Raw genomic sequence first — 16,695 nt, forward strand, 5'->3', positions numbered from 1 at the left:
CTCACCGATTTTTCGAGAAGGTGAAGAGCGATTGCAGCGCATACATCACCCGGTCGAGCAGGAAGCCGATGATCCCGATGGTGAAGACCGCCACCATGATCTTGGCCAGGCTCGACGATGACCCGTTCTGGAACTCGTCCCAGACAAATTTGCCGAGGCCGGGGTTCTGGGCAAGCATCTCCGCCGCGATCAGCACCATCCAACCCACACCGAGGCTGAGCCGCAAGCCGGTGAAGATCAGCGGCAGCGACGAGGGCAACACCAGCTTGGTGATCTTGGTCCAGGTGTTCATCTTGAGCACCTTGGAAACGGAGACGAGATCCTTGTCGATGGAGGCCACGCCAAGCGCCGTATTGATCAGCGTCGGCCAAAGCGAACACAGCGTCACGGTGATCGCGGAGACGAGGAACGATTTCGCGAACAGACCGTCATTCGTGGTGTAAACCGCCGAGACCACCATGGTGACGATGGGCAGCCAGGCAAGCGGGCTGACCGGCTTGAAAATCTGGATCAGCGGGTTCAGGGCTGCATTTGCCGTCGCCGACAGGCCCGCGGCGATGCCCAGAGGCACTGCGATGGCCGTGGCAATCAGAAAGCCGAAGAACACCGTCTGGATTGAGGTCCAGATCTGCTGGTAATAGCTGGGTGCGCCGGTATAGGGCACATCGCGCACGTCCTCGGGGCGACCCGCCTCGATCATGCGTTGGTTGCGGGCATCGACCTGGGTCTGGAACTGCTCGGCGCGTGCGGCCTTGGCGCGCGCATCTTCGTGCAGGTTGACGGCTTCCTCCCACACTGCGCCCGGACCGGGGATCGCGCCCAGCGAGGTCTGCACCGTGGGGGCCAGCGTGGCCCACATCATCAGGAAGGCGGCAATGGCCAGAAGCGGCACGCCAAGCTGTCGCCAGATCTCGCCCATCTGCGCGCGGGGATTATCGCCCGCTGCCGCCTTGAAAACAGGGGTCAGCCAGGCAAGGCCCAGAACCTGCAGCCATTTATCCACGGCGTTGATGCGCGTGAAAAGACGGGCGCGCCGCGCCGTGCGGGCGGCCTCGATCTCGACTTGTGGGTCGGCGGTGATCATCGTTCAAATACCTTCCGGCTCAAGGGGACAGGTCCGGGCCAGCGGTGCGGCCCGGACACGCAGCGGGCCTTAGCCCTGCACTTCATCGCCAACGACGCGCTGATCGCCGTGCAGACCTATGGGCAGGCTGTCGAGATAGGCGTTCGGTGCACGACCGTCATAGGGAATGCCGTCGATGATATCGGCCGCAGGTGTCGGCGCGCGGTAGCCATCGGTGTCCCATGGGAAGTCCGCCTCATCTGCCAGACCGTCGTCCACCAGGGAGCGTGCGGCCTCAAGATAGATGTCGGGGCGATAGACTGAGCGGGCGACCTCATCATACCAGCTGTCGGGCTGCTGCTCGGCGATCTGACCCCAGCGGCGCATCTGGGTCAGATACCAGACCGCGTCGGAATAATAGGGATAGGTCGCATTGTAGCGGAAGAAGACGTTGAAATCGGGAATGTCGCGCACGTCGCCCGGCTCGAACTCGAACGTGCCGGTCATGGAGGCGGCAATCACCTCTGCATCGGCGCCGACATAATCCGGGCGGCTGAGGATCTGGACCGCTTCCTCCCGGTTGGCGTTGTCATCCGCGTCGAGCCACATCGCGGCCCGGATCAGGGCGCGGGTGACGGCCAGGGTCGTGTTGGGGTTTTCCTCCACGAACTCGGCGGACATGCCGAAGACCTTCTCGGGGTTGTTGCGCCAGAGCTGGTAATCGGTGATGACCGGCACCCCGATTCCCATGCGCACGGCCTGCTGGTTCCACGGCTCACCCACGGCGTAGCCGGAGATCGTGCCAGCCTCCAACGTGGCGGGCATCTGCGGCGGCGGGGTGACGGAGAGATATGCATCCGCTCCGATCTGGCCGGTGATGTTATCGGGGGAGTAGTAGCCGGGGCTGATCCCGCCTGCGGCCAGCCAGTAGCGCAGCTCGTAATTGTGGGTGGAGACAGGGAACACCATGCCCATGTTGAACGCTTCCCCGCGCGCGTTGAAATCCTCGATCACCGGGATCAAAGCCTCGGCGCTGATCGGGTGCTGGGGGCGTCCATCCTCCATCGAGGGGACGTGCGGGCGCATCATTTCCCACACCTCGTTTGAGACGGTGATGCCGTTGCCGTTCAGGTCCATCGAGAAGGGCGTGACGATATGCGCCTCGGTTCCGTAGCCGATCGTGGCGGCGAGCGGTTGGCCCGCGAGCATATGCGCGCCCTGAAGCTGACCGTCGATCACGCCATCGAGCAGAACCTTCCAGTTGGCCTGCGCCTCAAGGGTCACGAACAGGCCCTCATCAAAGAAATAACCCTGCTCGTAGGCAACCGCGAGGGGCGCCATGTCAGTCAACTTGATGAACCCGAAGGTCAGGATATCGGTCTCAAGCTCCAGCATTTGGGCAAAGCTGGGGGAGCCGATGCCTGTGGTCGCGGCCAATGCAATGAGCAGTTTCTTCATGGAGATTCTCCGAAACGTTGGTGGATCGCCCGATCCGTCGGGCAATAAAAAAAGCCGCCGACACGCCTCGCCCGGGAGTGGGCAAACGTGTCGAGCGGCTTTGCTCTGATACTGCCCTGCTACCGGGCGAATTTCGTGCCGGAGGCGCCATTGCCTTCCAACACCTTCATTAAACCGACAGGACTTCGCAGTCGCAACAGAAAAATGCACCTATGCGTGCATCTTACCTGAATTGTATAATTTATGGGCGAAAATTGGGGCTTGATTGATCGCTATTTAAGCAGCGGCTCGAAAATCTCACCGTTAAAGAAGCAGTCGCGCGGCAGAATCAGGCGGCCCGCGCGGGAGGCGACAGGCGTATCCTCGCTCAGGGCACCTTCCAGTTTTGCGGATGCGCCGGGCAGATCAGCGCCGGTGTTCGCCATCGCAGCACGATAAATATCACTGCGAAAGGTTGAGCGCGCCTTTTCCGCCGCCTGATCCGGGTCGAGGCCGACGCGATTGGCAAGGCGCGAGGCGATCCATTCAGCCTGACTGCGCCACGGAAAATTCGCGGCACCCCGGTGGAACTCGACAAACCCCGACGTGCGCCGCATCGTACCATCGGGAGACGTCACGAAAGTACCGCTGAGGGCACGATCCAGAAGTTCGGCAGGCAGGTTCAGCCATTGCGAGCGCGAGAGAAGCTCCGTCGCCAATGCGCGCGAAGATGGATTGGCCAGCCAACGCCCCGCCCGCCACAGCGCGCGGATCAGTGCCTGCACGACCCGAGGTTCCTGCTCAATCCAGGCGTCGCGCACCGCCAGCACCTTTTCCGGCGCGAAGGCCCAGATGCGTGAGCAGGGCAACAGCAGCTCCCCGACGCCGCTTTCCACGGAATGGCTGCCCCATGGCTCACCTACGCAAAAGGCGTCGATCTCTCCCGCACGGATTGCTTCACCCATGTGAGGAGGGGGCACAACGCGAACGATCAGCCCCTCGGGCGCGGGCATGCCGAGCGCCTTGAGCCAGTAATAGACAAGCTCCGCATGCATGGAGAACGGAAACGGTACCCCGATGCGCAATGGCTTGTCCGCCGCCGCGATCAGCGCGCGGCCCGCATCCCACGCGTCGTCAAAACCGAAACTGTGCCCCTGATCGCGCAGGCGCGCGGCCAACGCGCGGCTTACACCGATCACATTGCCGTTCACGCTGAGCACCGAAACCGCCGACAGCTTTTCCTCGACACCGCCAAGGCCAAGGGCGGCGGCCACCGGCACGGGGGCGAGCATGTGCGCGGCATCGACCCGGCCGAGCCGCAGCATATCGCGCAAGGCAGACCAGGACGGCGCCCGCGACAGGGTCAGATCCAGCCCTTCCTCATGCGCGTAGCCCATTTCGTGGGCGATAATCAGCGGGGCCGCGTCTATCAATGGAATGAAGCCGAGCGACACGGGATGGCTTCTCATGATAGCAGTCCCGCCGCAGTGACCAGAGCGGCAGCGATGTCAGCCAATCGTTTGCCTTGATCCATGGCCGCTTTGCGCAGAATGGCGTAGGCCTCGTCCTCATCGACGCCGCGGGCCTTCATCACCATGCCCTTGGCGCGGTCGATCAATTTGCGTTCCTCCAGCGCCTTCTTGGTTTCGGCCAGTTCTGTGCGCATCCGCTGGAACATGCGAAAGCGCGCGATGGCCGCGTCCAGAATGGGTTTGAGCCGCTGCGGTTGCAGCCCGTCCACCACATAGGTCGACACGCCCGCCTCGATCGCCGTGTCCGACAGGCCCTCGTCTGAGCGGTCGACGAACATCGCCACCGCACGTTCCATCGGGTCGGAGGCTATGGCAAGCTCTTCGAGCATATCGCGGGAGGGGTTTTCGATGTCGATCAACACCACATCGGGCGACAGCGCCTTGATCTGTCGGGCAAGCCCGGTGCGTGAGCCGAGCACGTGGATCTCATAATCCCCCGCCTCACGCAGCGCATCGACGATGACGAGCGCACGCTCGCGATCCTCCTCGACGACAACGATGGATAAATTCTGAGCCATGAGGGTAAAAGTAGCCATGCTGCGCGCGCGAAGTAAAGGTGCAAGTGCGAAGCCGCAAGGGTTGCACGCGCGGTCTGAATCGTGGTTGCGGATTTCACGCCCTCGGACAGGTCAGCGCATCTTCAGTTGCCCAAAGTTATGCTGACCGGTCCGACAGACAGGGAGTTGGAAGGAATCGGTTCGATATCGCGCAGCCCCTTTATCAGGGCGATTGCTGCGGGCGATGTTCCGGGCAGAAAGTGATTTCCGCCCCTGTTCCCCAGCCCGGTCATATCAATTGTGGAAACTCCGAGTTCATCAAGCTGATCGAGATCCTCAACGGAGCCAAGCTTCTCCGCCCCCCCCGAAATACCGGAGGAAAGGAGCAGCAGTCGGTCGTTGCGCGCTACCGCGACAATGAAGGGCTGCGGAGGTTCTCCCAATGCGCGAATCTGGGACCGAAACAGATCCAGATCGATATCGGGTGAGATCAATGCGATAGAGGCCAGATTGTCGAGCATATCGCGCCCGCCGCTCAGTGCGATTTGCCGCAAGCTTTCCATGATCAGATGGCATCCCATCGAGTGGCCGACGAGGGATACCTTTAGCCCATCTTCTTTCAGAAGCGCCGTAAGCAAAGTAGCAAGAGCATCGCGCGCAATGAGCACGCTGTCGCGATCATAGGCGTATTCCAGGGGATCCCCGGCCGACGGCCAGGCAAAGTGGATCTGTGGCCCCCGCATCTCGTAATCCCAGGCGATCTGGGCGTGACGATAGGCGGCTTCGGCGAAATTGTTGTTGTAGCCATGGACGAACAGCACCGTTTCTTCATCGGACTGTGCCGCAGCGGTCCGCGCGGCCTGGATGAGAGCGTCGATATCCGGCATGGTGTCCGCGCTGGTAAGAGCGAAGTGCCGGGCGGGATCGACGAAGCGCACGGGCGGCCATTCTATTTTTCCAGGCTGGTGGGTCGGCGGGATCGAGATCGCGAGCCGGGCAAATTCCATCTCCTCCGCCCGGGCTTTGCCATAGGCGATCGGCGCAGGGTCGGCGACACGTGCCGTGGCGACCAACAGTTCCTGAATGCCCGCCGCGACGTCGGATTGCGGCGCGACGGAAAAACTGCCCCGCGGTGTGCATCCGGTCAGCGCGGCCGCGCCTGCAAGCGTGAGGAAACGACGGCGGTCGCAGAGGGATATGTTCACAGGACAACCTCGTTCAGGCGGATGGTTCGGAGACAGATTTGTATACGCGCACGTGCAGCATTGCCAGCGCGTGCAATATGTGTCGGCATCACGAATGCGCAACTGCATTTCATGGATCTGGTTCCTCGAAAGACGGCTCTCGAACCAGGCTTCGGATCCTCTGGCCTATCTGTTCACGGAAAAACCGTATCGGAAGCAGGTCGGCCGCCACCTGGCGATAGTAGATGTTGACCGGCATGTCCCAAAGCGGCTCCTCCAAGCGAAGTTCGCTCAGTCCAACACGGCAGGCCGAACGGGCCAGCGGCGAAATCAGCACCGCCACCATGTCCGACGCGCGCACCAGCGAGGTCAGCGCTGCGGCTGAATTCGTGCGGATCGCGATCTTCGGTGCTGGCAGATTGCGCAAGGCCATGTAATGTTGCGAAAGGTGGAAGAAACCTTCGTCTTCGTAAAATCCTGCCCAGGACCACGCGGCCAGATCGGAGGGTGTCACCCGGTCCATCCGTGCCAGGGCGTGGTCGCTGTCCGCCACTGCCCGCATGGGCAGATTGGCGATGAATTCGGTTTCGATTTCGTGCGAGTTGAGCGCCGGGATCGACCCGGCCGCAAGAAACACGTCGATCTCACCAGCAAGGAAAAGCCCGGCAAGTTGATCCCCCACGCCGGTAATCATGTCGATCGTCATCCCGGCGAACTGTGCCTGCAAGTCGATCAGGACATCGGGCAGAACCGTCGTGGTCCAGGCAACCCCGGCCCCCAATCGCAGGCGGCTCAGTTTGCCCTCTCCCATGGCGGCGACTTCCTCCCTCGCGAGCCGCGCGCCCTGCTGGATGCTGATGGCGTAGCGATACAGCACCTCACCCGCTGCGGTGGGGGAAACCCCGCGCGGTTGCCTGCGAAACAGTTCCGCGCCGAATTCGTCCTCCAGTTGGCGCAGGCTCATGCTGAGCGCGGGCTGGGAAATTCCAATCTGCGCCGCGGCATGCGCGATGTTGCCGCTTTCGTAGACCGCGACGAAATGAAGTAGTTTGCGAGTTACGAGAGGGTTTATCATCAATAAATATTACTTATACCAACGCTGAAAATATATACTTTTCTTTACTCATACACCGTGAGACCGTTCCCGCAAGGGGGACAGATGCGCACGATTTTCGTACTTTTCGACAGCTTGAACCGGAGCGCGTTGGGCGCTTATGGCGGCACATCCGTCAAAACACCGAATTTCGACCGGTTTGCCGAACGAGCCATGACCTTCGACCGGCATTACGTCGGATCGTTGCCATGTATGCCAGCGCGTCGCGACCTGCACTCCGGGCGGCTGAATTTCACGCATCGCAGCTGGGGGCCGCTGGAACCGTTCGACAATTCCTTCGCTGAGATCCTCAAATCCAACGGCACCTATAGCCACCTGATCAGCGATCACCTGCATTATTTCGAGGATGGCGGTGCGGGGTTTCACACGCGTTTCAACAGCTGGGACTTCGTCCGCGGGCAGGAATACGATCCCTGGGTCGCCATGGTGAAACCGCCCCTGGATCGCTTTCGTGAGATGTATGACGCGCGTCACTATCCGATAACCCGTGATAGCAAGCGTTTTCAGTCAATGGTCAACCGTGAAACGATCCGGGATGAGGCCGATTTTCCCGGGCCGAAATGCTTCGCGTCAGGGTTCGAGTTTCTCGACAGGAACCGCGAGGCCGATGACTGGCTGCTGATGTTGGAATGCTTCGACCCGCATGAGCCCTTTCACGCCCCCGCCGACTATCACGACGCCTATGTTGAGGCGGCGGGCAAGGTTCTGGACTGGCCGCGCTACGAACGCGTGGCGGAAAACCCGGAAGAGATCGAAACGATCCGCGCCAATTACGCGGCACTTGTGGCGATGTGCGATGCCTATTTCGGCAAGTTGCTGGATTATCTGGACCGCCACGAGATGTGGGAGGACACGGCGCTGATCCTGACCACGGATCATGGCTTCCTGTTGTCGGAGCATGACTGGTGGGGCAAATGCCGAATGCCCTATTACGAAGAAGTCAGCCACATCCCGTTGATGATCCATGACCCGCGCTTTCCACAGGCGGCGGGGCAGCGGACCGATGCGTTGACCCAGACAATGGACCTGATGTCGACGCTTCTTGGGCTGCACGATGCGCCAGTGCCGCCCGAAGCCCGCTCGCATGATCTGGCGAATGTGCTGGCACTACCCGCCGCCGGTGGTCGCGATGTCGCGGTGTTTGGCGTTTTCGGGGGGCCGATCGGGATGACGGACGGTCAGCATGTCCTTTACCATTACCCCGCCGACTGGCGCGCGCCGGGACTGCGCGAATACACGCTGGCGCCACAGCACATGAACGGCCCGTTTTCGGTCGCGGAGTTGAAGACGGCGGAACTCTCGCAGGGGTTCGACTTCACCAAGGGCGTGCCGCTTTTGTCGATTGCCGCTCTGCCGGACGCGCCCCGCGTGCCGATGAATGACGGTCTGGGCTTCGACGATGTCGGCACACGTCTTTACGATCTGGTCGAAGATCCTGACCAGGAGTGCCCCATCGACGCCCCGGACATCGTTGCGCGCCTGCGGGCGCAAGCTATCGCGGTTCTACAAGACCACGACACGCCCGAGGAGGTGTACCGCTGGTACAACCTCGACGTTTCCACACAGATCAAAAAAAGGGAGGAACTACATGACACTGTTTAACAAGATTGCAGCCGTCGCGCTCAGCGCCACGGTACTGGCCAGCCCCGCGCTGGCCGAATTCCCTGAACGGAATATCGAGAACATATACCCCTGGGCGCCCGGCGCGACCATGGCGGCGAGCCAGGTGATCGCCGACGCGATGGGGGGTGAGCTTGGCGTCAACATTTCGGTCGTCTCAACTCCGGGCGCTGGCGGTGTGAAGGCGTTCGAGACGGCGATGTCACGCCCGGCGGACGGCTACACGATCTTCGACGGCTATGTCGCACCTCTCGTCTTGCAGCCGATGCAGGGCAACGCGGACTGGAGCTATACGGATTTCACGCCGCTGTGGTCCGCCACCTCCAACGCCTTCGCCATTGCCGTGCGCGCGGATGAGGACCGCTTCGAGGATCTGCCTGCGCTGCTCGATTATGCGGCTCAGAATCCGGGCGATCTGCGCTATTCGCCGGGCAATGCCGGGGCGCTGCCGCATATGGTGGTGGCCAAGGTCATGCAGAACAGCGACGCCGTCGCACAACTTGTCCCCTACCCGGAAATCGACAACGCGGTCCGCGATCTGCGCAGCGGCATCCTCGACTTCATTGTGATCAATCCGGGGGTCTACACCGTCAACAAGGACAGCGTGAAGATTCTCGGCGTCCTCTCGACCCTCGAACGGTCGTCCGAGACCTATGGCGGTGCGCCGCTGATCGGGTCGTTCGGGCTGGACATGGGCATGACCGATCTGTCCCCGATGGGCTGGAACTGGTGGCTCGTGCGCAGCGACACGCCCGAAGACGTGGTTGCCACCCTGCGTGAGGCCATGGGCACGGTGATGAACGACGAGGAAACACAGAACCGGCTTCTCGAAATGGGCTATGTGCCGACGCTGTTCTCCCCCGAGCAGTATGAGGAGATTGTCGGCCCGGTCGCGGACCAGTTGCAAGGCGGCATCGACGCCATCGCGTGGGAGAAGGAGCAACTCGACAACATGTAAGTTGTGGCGTGGCCGCCGCGTCTGAGGGAGGAGGAAATCATGCGTCTACGGGCTTATTCCTATGACTGGATCGTGTGGGGGCTGTTTCTGGCGCTGCCACTCGTCATTTTCTGGCAGGCCGCCACCTCACTCGAAGAACAGGGCGTGGCCGGCGGCGGCCCGATGGAAAACGCCGCCAGCTTTCCAAGGCTGATCGCTTGGTTGCTCCTCGGCCTCGCGGCGGTGAACGGGGTTCGCATCGCGCTTTGCCGCATTTCCGCGCCGTCCCCGCTGGCGCCGACGCCCACGACGCGGCTGGCCTGTGTCGTGACGGCGGTCTTCGTCGCCTACCTGCTCTTGCTGCCGTGGCTGGGGTATCACCTCGCCACACCGGTCATGATGGCGACGACGATGATGTTGCTCGGACTCTCGATCCCCGTCGCAGTCGCGGGCGGGGTGGCGATATCCCTGCTCGTGGCGGCGGTGTTCCAAGGGCTGCTGAACGTCGTGCTGCCGGTCGGTCTCTTCGAGATCACATTGTTCGGCTGACCGGATGCTCGATCTTCTCATTCAGGGTGCGCCGCTGTTCTTCACGTGGCAGGCGGTGCTGCTGACAGCGGCGGGGATTGTCGCCGGCCTGTTCATCGGAGTCCTGCCCGGGTTGGGGCCGCTGATGGGCATCGTTCTGATGCTGCCGGTGGCATTTCACCTGCCGCCGATTCCGGCGATGGGGATGCTGATCGCGATCTATGTCGGCGGATCGGCCGGCGGTTCGATCTCGGCTATCCTGCTGCGGATCCCGGGCACGCCCCTGGCCGCTGCCACGCTGTTCGACGGCTACCCGATGGCGCAGAAGGGCCGGTCGCAGGATGCTATCGGGCTGTCGATCATCGCTTCGTCGCTGGGCGGGCTGCTCGCCGGTTGCGTGCTATTGTTTTTCTCTCCTCTTCTTGCGGCGTTCGCGCTGCGCTTCGGCCCGCCGGAATATGCGGCGATGGCGCTCTTCGGGCTTCTGACCATCGCGATCGTATCCGAGGGTTCGACGATCAAGGGGATGGTCACGGGGGCCTTCGGACTGGCCATCGCTACGATGGGCACGGATGAGTTCACCAACGCCTATCGGTTCACCTTCGGAAATTTCAATCTGACGAGCGGCCCGCATATCGTTCCCGTTGTGGTCGGCCTGTTCGCGCTCTCCGAGGTCTTCGTGCAGATCGAAGGCGGCGACCTTACCGCCAGCCCGAAGATCCAGCGGCTCAGGGTCTCGTTCCGGGCATTGCGGCTGATCCTGGCGCATAAGGTCAACCTCGTCCGCTCGGCGCTGATCGGCACGTTCATGGGCGCCATTCCGGGCGCTGGCGGGGATGTCAGCGCCTTTGTTTCCTACGCCGTTGCGCGCCGTCTTGCAGGGCCGGACGAAGGGTACGGTGAGGGCGCGGAGGGCGGTGTCGTCGCGACCGAGGCGGCCAATAATGGCTGCTGCGGTGGCGCGCTGATCCCCGCCCTGTCGCTTGGCATCCCCGGCGACGCCTCGACAGCCGTTTTGCTGGCGGCGCTTTTTCTTCTGGGGTTCTTTCCCGGGCCGGAGTTGTTCCAGTACAACGCGGACATCGCGGGGGGCATCTTCATCGCCTATCTCATCGGGAATGTCGTGCTGCTGATCGCCGGGATCGTGCTGGTCCCGTTCTTCGGCAGCGTGCTGAAGCTACCTAAGGCGTGGCTGCTGCCCGCCGTGATCCTACTTTCGACGATGGGGACATACGCGTTGCAGAACTCGGTCTTCGATCTGTGGGTCATGCTGGTGTTCGGGGCGGTCGGCTATCTGTTGCGCCGCGCAAATTATCCGCTTCCGCCGATCATCATCGGCATGATCCTCGGCTCCGTGTTGGAGAACAACCTTCGCCGGTCGCTGCTGATCTCACGCGATGGGTTGCAGATCTTCATTGACCGCCCGATCAGCGCGACGATCCTGGGGATGACCGGGGTGTTGCTGGTCTATGTCGTCATCACGCTGATCCGTGGCGCGCCGAAAGCTGCGAAGGACGAAGAGTCGTCGGATTGATTTTCTTCTCAGGTGAAGCGGAGTTCTTTGGCTTCGCGCTGCAATCGCTTGCCGTATGTTACTTTATAAAATTACAATGAGATTAAGGAATGGAGGTTTTGCCGATGCGAAAGCACGCCGCCTTGCGGCAGTCAGATGTACTCAGCGTGCTGCAAAGGCACGACAAACCTATGACTGCGTATGAAATCCTGGGTCGGATGAAGACGGATGAGCCGGATCTGGCGGCACCGACAATCTACCGTGCACTTGCGGCTTTGACGGACCAGGGGCGTGCGCATCGGCTCGAATCGATGAAATCATTTGTTCCATGCCGCTGCGAGCATGCGGACTCTTTGCCCGTTCTGGCCGTTTGCGAGGATTGCGGAGCGGTCGAGGAGCAGGACGGATCACCTCTGCTGTCCGGCCTGCGGGAAATCTCCTCTCGCATCGGGTTCGCCGGAGCGCGTCATATCATCGAAATCCAGGGACAGTGTCGTGACTGTGCTTAACATCTGAAAGACGGAGCATCTGATTATGAGAAAACTTTCCTGTCTCCTGCTGGCAACCTGCATGACCACGCCCTTGTCCGCGCAGGAAACACGCCAACTCGATGCGCATGAGCATGGTGTCGGTCAGCTTGACATCGCGATAGATGGCGACAGGGTCGCGATGGAGCTGCACGCACCCGGCGCGGATATCGTGGGGTTTGAGTATGCGGCGAATGGTGATGAAGACCGCGCCGCGGTGGATGCCGCTGTGACGCGCCTCTCCAAACCTCTTGATCTGTTTGTCCCGTCGGCGGACGCTGCCTGCAGTGTGATACGCGCCAGTGCTGAACTGGAAGCTGAGGACGCGCATCATGATGACGAGCACGACGAGCATGACGAGCATGACGAGCATGACGGAGCGGATCACGAAGGGGAAGTGGGTCATACGGAATTCCATGCGGAATATCTGCTGGAATGCGCGGGTCCGGCGGCCTTCAATGAGATCACATTTGCCTATTTCGAGACGTTTCCAAACGCGATGAAGCTGGAGGTGCAATTAATTTCAGACACCGGCGCCACATCGTTTGACGTTGATCGAGCCGAACCGACGCTCGATTTAAACACCACGCGCTGATCCTTGGACATCATGGCAATATGAACTCCGCCCCAATCTTGGAACTGCACGATGTTCACTACCGTTGGCCGGGGCGAGCGTCCTTTGCGCTCAACGTTCCGGATTTCGCGGTGCGAGCGGGCGAAACGGTCCTGCTGCTTGGTGAAAGCGGGTCAGGAAAATCGACGCTTCTGTCACTGATCTGCGGAACGGTGACGGCGCAGTCCGGTGTCGTTCTGGTGCAGGGTGAGAATCTCGCGAAGCTTACAGCAGCGGGGCGCGACCGATTTCGGGCCGAGCATATCGGAGTGATCTTTCAGCAATTCAATCTGCTGCCCTTCGGCAGTGTGCTGGACAACATCCTTCTGCCCCTCAGGTTCGCGCCCGAACGCAGGGCGAGAGTCGCGGATCCGAAAACGCAGGCTGAGCAGTTGATCCGAAGTCTGGGCTTGCCGGCAGAGCTTGTGCAGGCCCGGGCGGGGAAGCTGAGTGTCGGGCAGCAGCAGCGGGTCGCGGCGGCGCGTGCCCTGATCGGCAACCCGTCGCTGATCATCGCTGATGAACCGACTTCGGCATTGGATGCTGCGACCCAGGCCACGTTCCTCGAACTGCTGTTTGCTCAATCGCGCGCGAACGGAACATCCTTGCTGATGGTCAGCCACGATGCGCGTCTGGCGGATCACTTCGACCGCGTCGTTGAAATGTCCCAGATCGTTCGTATGCAAGAGGTGGTGACATGATCCTGCGACTTGCCATGGGGTCATTGATGGCGCGGGCGCTGACGGTCGGGATGACGATCCTTGCCATCGCCCTATCGGTCGGTCTGTTTCTGGGGGTTGAGAAGGTGCGCACCGGCGCGAAGGCCAGCTTCGCCGACACCATATCCGGCACGGACCTCATCGTGGGTGCCCGTTCCGGCTCCGTGCAGCTTTTGCTCTATTCAGTGTTTCGGATCGGCAATGCCACGAACAATATGACGTGGGAGAGCTATCAGGACATCGCGGCACGACCGGAGGTGGACTGGATCGTGCCGATCTCACTGGGCGACAGCCATCGTCAGTTCCGGGTGATGGGGACGACGTCCACTTTTTTCGAACGTTATAAATATCGCTCCGGCCAATCGCTCGACGTGGCGGAGGGTGCGATCATGTCCGACCTGTTCGATACGGTGATCGGGGCGGATGTGGCCGCCACACTGAGATACGAAGTCGGAGATCCGATCGTGGTGGCACACGGCCTGGCATCCTTTTCAGAGCATGAAAATCAACCCTTCCAAGTGTCGGGCATTCTGAAAAAGACCGGCACACCGGTCGATCGGACTGTGATCGTGAGCCTTGAAGCCATCGAAGCGATTCATGTCGATTGGCGCAGTGGTGCGCAAATTCCGGGACAGGTTACATCTGTCGATACGATCCGGCAAATGCAATTGAGGCCACAGGCCGTGACCGCAGCATTGATCGGTGTCGAGAGCCGCCTGCAAATCTTCGGCTTGCAACGTGCGATCAACGAATATGGTGAGGAACCCCTTCTGGCGATCCTGCCCGGCGTTGCGCTGCAAGAGTTATGGCAGATCGTCGGTATTGCCGAAGTGGCGCTGATCGGCGTATCGGCAATGGTCGTCGTGACGGCTCTCATCGGTATGATGGCAACGATATTTTCCAGTCTTAACGAGCGGCGCCGCGAGATGGCGATCTTTCGAGCAATAGGCGCGCGGCCGGCCGTCATTTTCGGTATGCTGGTTTTGGAGGCCTCACTCATGGCTGCGTTCGGTGCCGTTCTGGGCCTTGGACTGCTTTATCTCGGCCTGTTTGTCGCGCAACCGATGATCGACAGTGCATTCGGACTGTGGTTGCCGATTGATCCGCCATCAATCCGGGAGGTGTGGATTTTGAGCGGAGTGATGGCGGCTGGCGTAATCGTGAGCTTGCTTCCCGCCATGCGCGCCTACCGTCTGTCATTGGCCGATGGTATGATGGTCAGAATTTGAAGGGGAGGGGGGCCACTGTGAACATTTCACGTCGCACACTGATCTTGTCTGCTGCGCCCGGCGCGCTGGTTCCGTCAACCGCCTTCGCTGCGACCCCTCTGGAGATCACATGGGATGATCTGATCCCCCCCGGTGTTCCTTACTCCGAAATCATCGGGGAGGGGGAGCTGGATGAGGAAAACGATTACTGGCGACCGATCTTCGATGCCAACGCCACCAGGCTGAACACGGCGCTCGATGGTGCCTATATCAAAATGCCTGGATATATCATCCCTCTCGATCTGACCGCTGACGGTGTGACCGAATTCGTGCTCGTGCCCTATGTAGGGGCCTGCATCCATACGCCGCCGCCGCCGCCGAACCAGCTTGTGTTTGTCACGACCTCCACCCCATGGCCGGGCGACAAGCTGTGGGATGCGGTCTGGGTAACGGGGCACATGCGCCACCAGTTGCAATCAACCGAGGTCGCTGAAACCGGCTACGCCCTGACTGCCGAAGAAATGGAGGTCTATGTATGGTGAATTCCCGGATGGATCGCAGGTGCTTCCTTGCTGCTCTCGGCGCGCTTTCTCTGCTTCCGCAGTATGTGCGGGCGGAGGAGTATATAGATATCGACTGGTCGGACCTGCTGCCCGAGGGCGATACGGTACTGCCCCCGGCGCTACAGGCTCTGGGCGCACACGATCAATCCGCGTTGCCGAGCCAACAGCGCGCATCAAGTGGTGTGCGGACGGACTGGAACGGTCAGATCATCAGGCTGCCGGGATTCATCGTGCCACTTGAATATTCCGGCAGTGGCGTGACGACGTTCATCCTCGTTCCGTTTGTGGGCGCGTGTGTGCACGTGCCGCCGCCCCCCGCAAATCAACTGGTGCTTGTCACGACACAGACGCCTTACGAGGCTCAGGGCCTGTTCGAGCCTGTGAACGTCATCGGGATGTTCGGTACATCGGCCACCGTGACTCAACTGGCAGAGATTGGATATGCCCTGTCGGCAGACCGGATCGAACCGTTCCCGCTTCAGAGTTGGGCGCGGTGACCTATGAAACTGGTGGCGTGCGGCAGGGCGGGGGCCGAGGGCAGTCACGTTCGCTTCGGCCCTTTCGGGAATGTGGATTAGTTGGTTAGCCGTGACCGTAGAGTTCAGCATTATCATGCGCGCGGTCCTGATGCTCGAACTCCAGACTTGAATGGTTGATGGCAAAGCGGTCACGCAGGCGATCCTTGATTTCTCGCTTCACAGTCTCGATGCGCGACCAGGCCTCCGCCGTCAGGACGACGTGGCAATCAAGCGCTGTCTCATGCTCCTGCATTTGCCATAGATGAACATGGTGCACGTCGCTTACGCCTTCGACGCTCCGCACTGTTTCCACCACCTTGCTGCCATCCATCTCTGGCGGGCTGCCCAGCATCAGTGTTCGGATCGGACCGCCGATTTCGGTGAAGGCCAGCCACAATATATAAACCGCGATACCGATGGTTATCGCCGGATCGACCCAGCGCAGATCGTAGAGAATGATCAGCGTCCCCCCGACGATAACCGCGATCGAGGCGAGCGCGTCCGACAGGTTGTGCAGAAAGAGTGCGCGGATGTTCACGCTGTCCTTTTGCATCGACCAGGTAAGCCAGGCCGTCAGGCTGTCCACGACCAACGCGACGGTGCCGAGTATCACGACCGTCCAGCCTTGCACCTGGGGCGGGTCGATCATGCGCATCCCACCTTCGTAGATCAGATAGAAGCCGATGAGGATCAGCGTCGTGTAATTGATCAGGGCGGCCACGATCTCGATCCGGCCATAGCCGAAGGTCATGTTTTCGTCCGCTGGCCGCCGCGCAATCTTACGCGCTGCGAAGGCGATTACCAACGACGCCATGTCAGAGAAATTGTGCAGCGCATCGGCAATCAGGGCGAGGCTGCCGGACAGGATACCGCCGATGATTTGCGCGACGGTCAGAAGCGCGTTCGCCCAGATCGCGACGGAGACGCGCCGGTCGCCTGATTGCGCGCTGATATGCGCGTGGCCGTGGTCATGCGGCATTTCGTGCCTCCTTCGCGTAGCGGTGCTCGTTATGAAACGCGGCGGTATGTCGAACGTTCCGAAGCTGGGCGCAATGCGGGCTTACTGGTTAGAAGCGCCGCACCGGCCCATTCGACCAGCGTTTTCTGGCCCGGCAAACAAGG

17 protein-coding genes are annotated in these 16,695 nt (G+C 61.0%); 10 read left to right on the top strand and 7 right to left on the bottom strand.

All coding sequences use genetic code 11. The annotated features are described in order from the left end of the window. Window position 1: 1 nt before the first annotated feature. From G8E03_RS06575 to G8E03_RS06600, 6 genes are all read right to left on the bottom strand, one after another. Entirely contained in the window at window positions 2-1,084 is a 1,083-nt protein-coding gene (locus G8E03_RS06575) for an ABC transporter permease (RefSeq protein WP_166189963.1), read from the bottom strand. A 69-nt stretch (window positions 1,085-1,153) separates the two neighbouring features. Next, complete coding sequence (locus tag G8E03_RS06580; protein ID WP_166189966.1) at window positions 1,154-2,521, bottom strand: CmpA/NrtA family ABC transporter substrate-binding protein; 1,368 nt, start codon at window positions 2,519-2,521, stop codon at window positions 1,154-1,156. 272 nt (window positions 2,522-2,793) lie between these two features. Then, a complete protein-coding gene (locus tag G8E03_RS06585) occupies window positions 2,794-3,969 on the bottom strand; it encodes a CmpA/NrtA family ABC transporter substrate-binding protein (RefSeq protein WP_166189968.1) in 1,176 nt (391 codons plus the stop codon). Beyond that, window positions 3,966-4,550: an ANTAR domain-containing response regulator gene (locus tag G8E03_RS06590; RefSeq protein ID WP_166189971.1), complete on the bottom strand. Its 585-nt coding sequence runs from the start codon at window positions 4,548-4,550 to the stop codon at window positions 3,966-3,968. The genes G8E03_RS06585 and G8E03_RS06590 overlap by 4 nt, the downstream gene beginning before the upstream one ends. A gap of 122 nt (window positions 4,551-4,672) precedes the next feature. Beyond that, complete coding sequence (locus G8E03_RS06595; protein WP_240910440.1) at window positions 4,673-5,734, bottom strand: alpha/beta hydrolase; 1,062 nt, start codon at window positions 5,732-5,734, stop codon at window positions 4,673-4,675. A 109-nt stretch (window positions 5,735-5,843) separates the two neighbouring features. Then, window positions 5,844-6,788, bottom strand: coding sequence for a LysR family transcriptional regulator (locus G8E03_RS06600; RefSeq protein ID WP_166189975.1), 945 nt, complete (start codon window positions 6,786-6,788; stop codon window positions 5,844-5,846). Window positions 6,789-6,872: 84 nt separating this feature from the next. Here G8E03_RS06600 and G8E03_RS06605 point away from each other — a divergent pair, with 84 nt between their 5' ends. The 10 genes from G8E03_RS06605 (at window position 6,873) to G8E03_RS06650 (ending at window position 15,552) form a co-directional block, all read left to right on the top strand. Further along, window positions 6,873-8,429: a sulfatase gene (locus tag G8E03_RS06605; protein ID WP_166189977.1), complete on the top strand. Its 1,557-nt coding sequence runs from the start codon at window positions 6,873-6,875 to the stop codon at window positions 8,427-8,429. Beyond that, complete coding sequence (locus tag G8E03_RS06610) at window positions 8,416-9,405, top strand: Bug family tripartite tricarboxylate transporter substrate binding protein (protein WP_166189979.1); 990 nt, start codon at window positions 8,416-8,418, stop codon at window positions 9,403-9,405. The genes G8E03_RS06605 and G8E03_RS06610 overlap by 14 nt, the downstream gene beginning before the upstream one ends. A gap of 39 nt (window positions 9,406-9,444) precedes the next feature. Further along, window positions 9,445-9,933, top strand: a complete 489-nt coding sequence (locus tag G8E03_RS06615; protein WP_166189982.1) for a tripartite tricarboxylate transporter TctB family protein — start codon at window positions 9,445-9,447, stop codon at window positions 9,931-9,933. Between the two features lie 4 nt (window positions 9,934-9,937). Further along, window positions 9,938-11,446 (top strand): tripartite tricarboxylate transporter permease, encoded by a 1,509-nt coding sequence (locus G8E03_RS06620; protein WP_166189984.1) that lies wholly within the window; start codon window positions 9,938-9,940, stop codon window positions 11,444-11,446. 89 nt (window positions 11,447-11,535) lie between these two features. Beyond that, a complete protein-coding gene (locus G8E03_RS06625; protein WP_240910441.1) occupies window positions 11,536-11,934 on the top strand; it encodes a Fur family transcriptional regulator in 399 nt (132 codons plus the stop codon). 73 nt (window positions 11,935-12,007) lie between these two features. After that, window positions 12,008-12,547 (top strand): DUF2796 domain-containing protein, encoded by a 540-nt coding sequence (locus tag G8E03_RS06630; protein WP_347340512.1) that lies wholly within the window; start codon window positions 12,008-12,010, stop codon window positions 12,545-12,547. Between the two features lie 20 nt (window positions 12,548-12,567). Further along, complete coding sequence (locus G8E03_RS06635) at window positions 12,568-13,266, top strand: ABC transporter ATP-binding protein (RefSeq protein WP_166189988.1); 699 nt, start codon at window positions 12,568-12,570, stop codon at window positions 13,264-13,266. Beyond that, window positions 13,263-14,513 (top strand): ABC transporter permease, encoded by a 1,251-nt coding sequence (locus tag G8E03_RS06640; protein WP_166189991.1) that lies wholly within the window; start codon window positions 13,263-13,265, stop codon window positions 14,511-14,513. Before G8E03_RS06635 ends, G8E03_RS06640 begins: the two co-directional genes overlap by 4 nt. A gap of 17 nt (window positions 14,514-14,530) precedes the next feature. Then, complete coding sequence (locus G8E03_RS06645; protein ID WP_166189993.1) at window positions 14,531-15,034, top strand: DUF3299 domain-containing protein; 504 nt, start codon at window positions 14,531-14,533, stop codon at window positions 15,032-15,034. Beyond that, a complete protein-coding gene (locus G8E03_RS06650) occupies window positions 15,028-15,552 on the top strand; it encodes a DUF3299 domain-containing protein (protein ID WP_166189995.1) in 525 nt (174 codons plus the stop codon). The genes G8E03_RS06645 and G8E03_RS06650 overlap by 7 nt, the downstream gene beginning before the upstream one ends. A gap of 85 nt (window positions 15,553-15,637) precedes the next feature. Here the strand turns inward: G8E03_RS06650 and G8E03_RS06655 are convergent, their stop codons facing one another. Further along, window positions 15,638-16,552, bottom strand: coding sequence for a cation diffusion facilitator family transporter (locus G8E03_RS06655; RefSeq protein WP_166189998.1), 915 nt, complete (start codon window positions 16,550-16,552; stop codon window positions 15,638-15,640). Window positions 16,553-16,695: the final 143 nt, after the last annotated feature.

The organism is Pontivivens nitratireducens (assembly GCF_011290545.1).
Taxonomy (GTDB): Bacteria; Pseudomonadota; Alphaproteobacteria; order Rhodobacterales; family Rhodobacteraceae; genus Pontivivens; species Pontivivens nitratireducens.

Bases quoted from the DNA above. Each gene is read 5' to 3' on its own strand.
- G8E03_RS06635 (WP_166189988.1), top strand. From the start codon at position 12,568: ATGAACTCCGCCCCAATCTTGGAACTGCACGATGTTCACTACCGTTGG.
- G8E03_RS06610 (WP_166189979.1), top strand. From the start codon at position 8,416: ATGACACTGTTTAACAAGATTGCAGCCGTCGCGCTCAGCGCCACGGTA.
- G8E03_RS06580 (WP_166189966.1), bottom strand. From the start codon at position 2,521: ATGAAGAAACTGCTCATTGCATTGGCCGCGACCACAGGCATCGGCTCC.
- G8E03_RS06585 (WP_166189968.1), bottom strand. From the start codon at position 3,969: ATGAGAAGCCATCCCGTGTCGCTCGGCTTCATTCCATTGATAGACGCG.
- G8E03_RS06605 (WP_166189977.1), top strand. From the start codon at position 6,873: ATGCGCACGATTTTCGTACTTTTCGACAGCTTGAACCGGAGCGCGTTG.
- G8E03_RS06655 (WP_166189998.1), bottom strand. From the start codon at position 16,552: ATGCCGCATGACCACGGCCACGCGCATATCAGCGCGCAATCAGGCGAC.
- G8E03_RS06615 (WP_166189982.1), top strand. From the start codon at position 9,445: ATGCGTCTACGGGCTTATTCCTATGACTGGATCGTGTGGGGGCTGTTT.
- G8E03_RS06590 (WP_166189971.1), bottom strand. From the start codon at position 4,550: ATGGCTCAGAATTTATCCATCGTTGTCGTCGAGGAGGATCGCGAGCGT.
- G8E03_RS06650 (WP_166189995.1), top strand. From the start codon at position 15,028: ATGGTGAATTCCCGGATGGATCGCAGGTGCTTCCTTGCTGCTCTCGGC.
- G8E03_RS06640 (WP_166189991.1), top strand. From the start codon at position 13,263: ATGATCCTGCGACTTGCCATGGGGTCATTGATGGCGCGGGCGCTGACG.
- G8E03_RS06625 (WP_240910441.1), top strand. From the start codon at position 11,536: ATGGAGGTTTTGCCGATGCGAAAGCACGCCGCCTTGCGGCAGTCAGAT.
- G8E03_RS06600 (WP_166189975.1), bottom strand. From the start codon at position 6,788: ATGATAAACCCTCTCGTAACTCGCAAACTACTTCATTTCGTCGCGGTC.
- G8E03_RS06620 (WP_166189984.1), top strand. From the start codon at position 9,938: ATGCTCGATCTTCTCATTCAGGGTGCGCCGCTGTTCTTCACGTGGCAG.
- G8E03_RS06575 (WP_166189963.1), bottom strand. From the start codon at position 1,084: ATGATCACCGCCGACCCACAAGTCGAGATCGAGGCCGCCCGCACGGCG.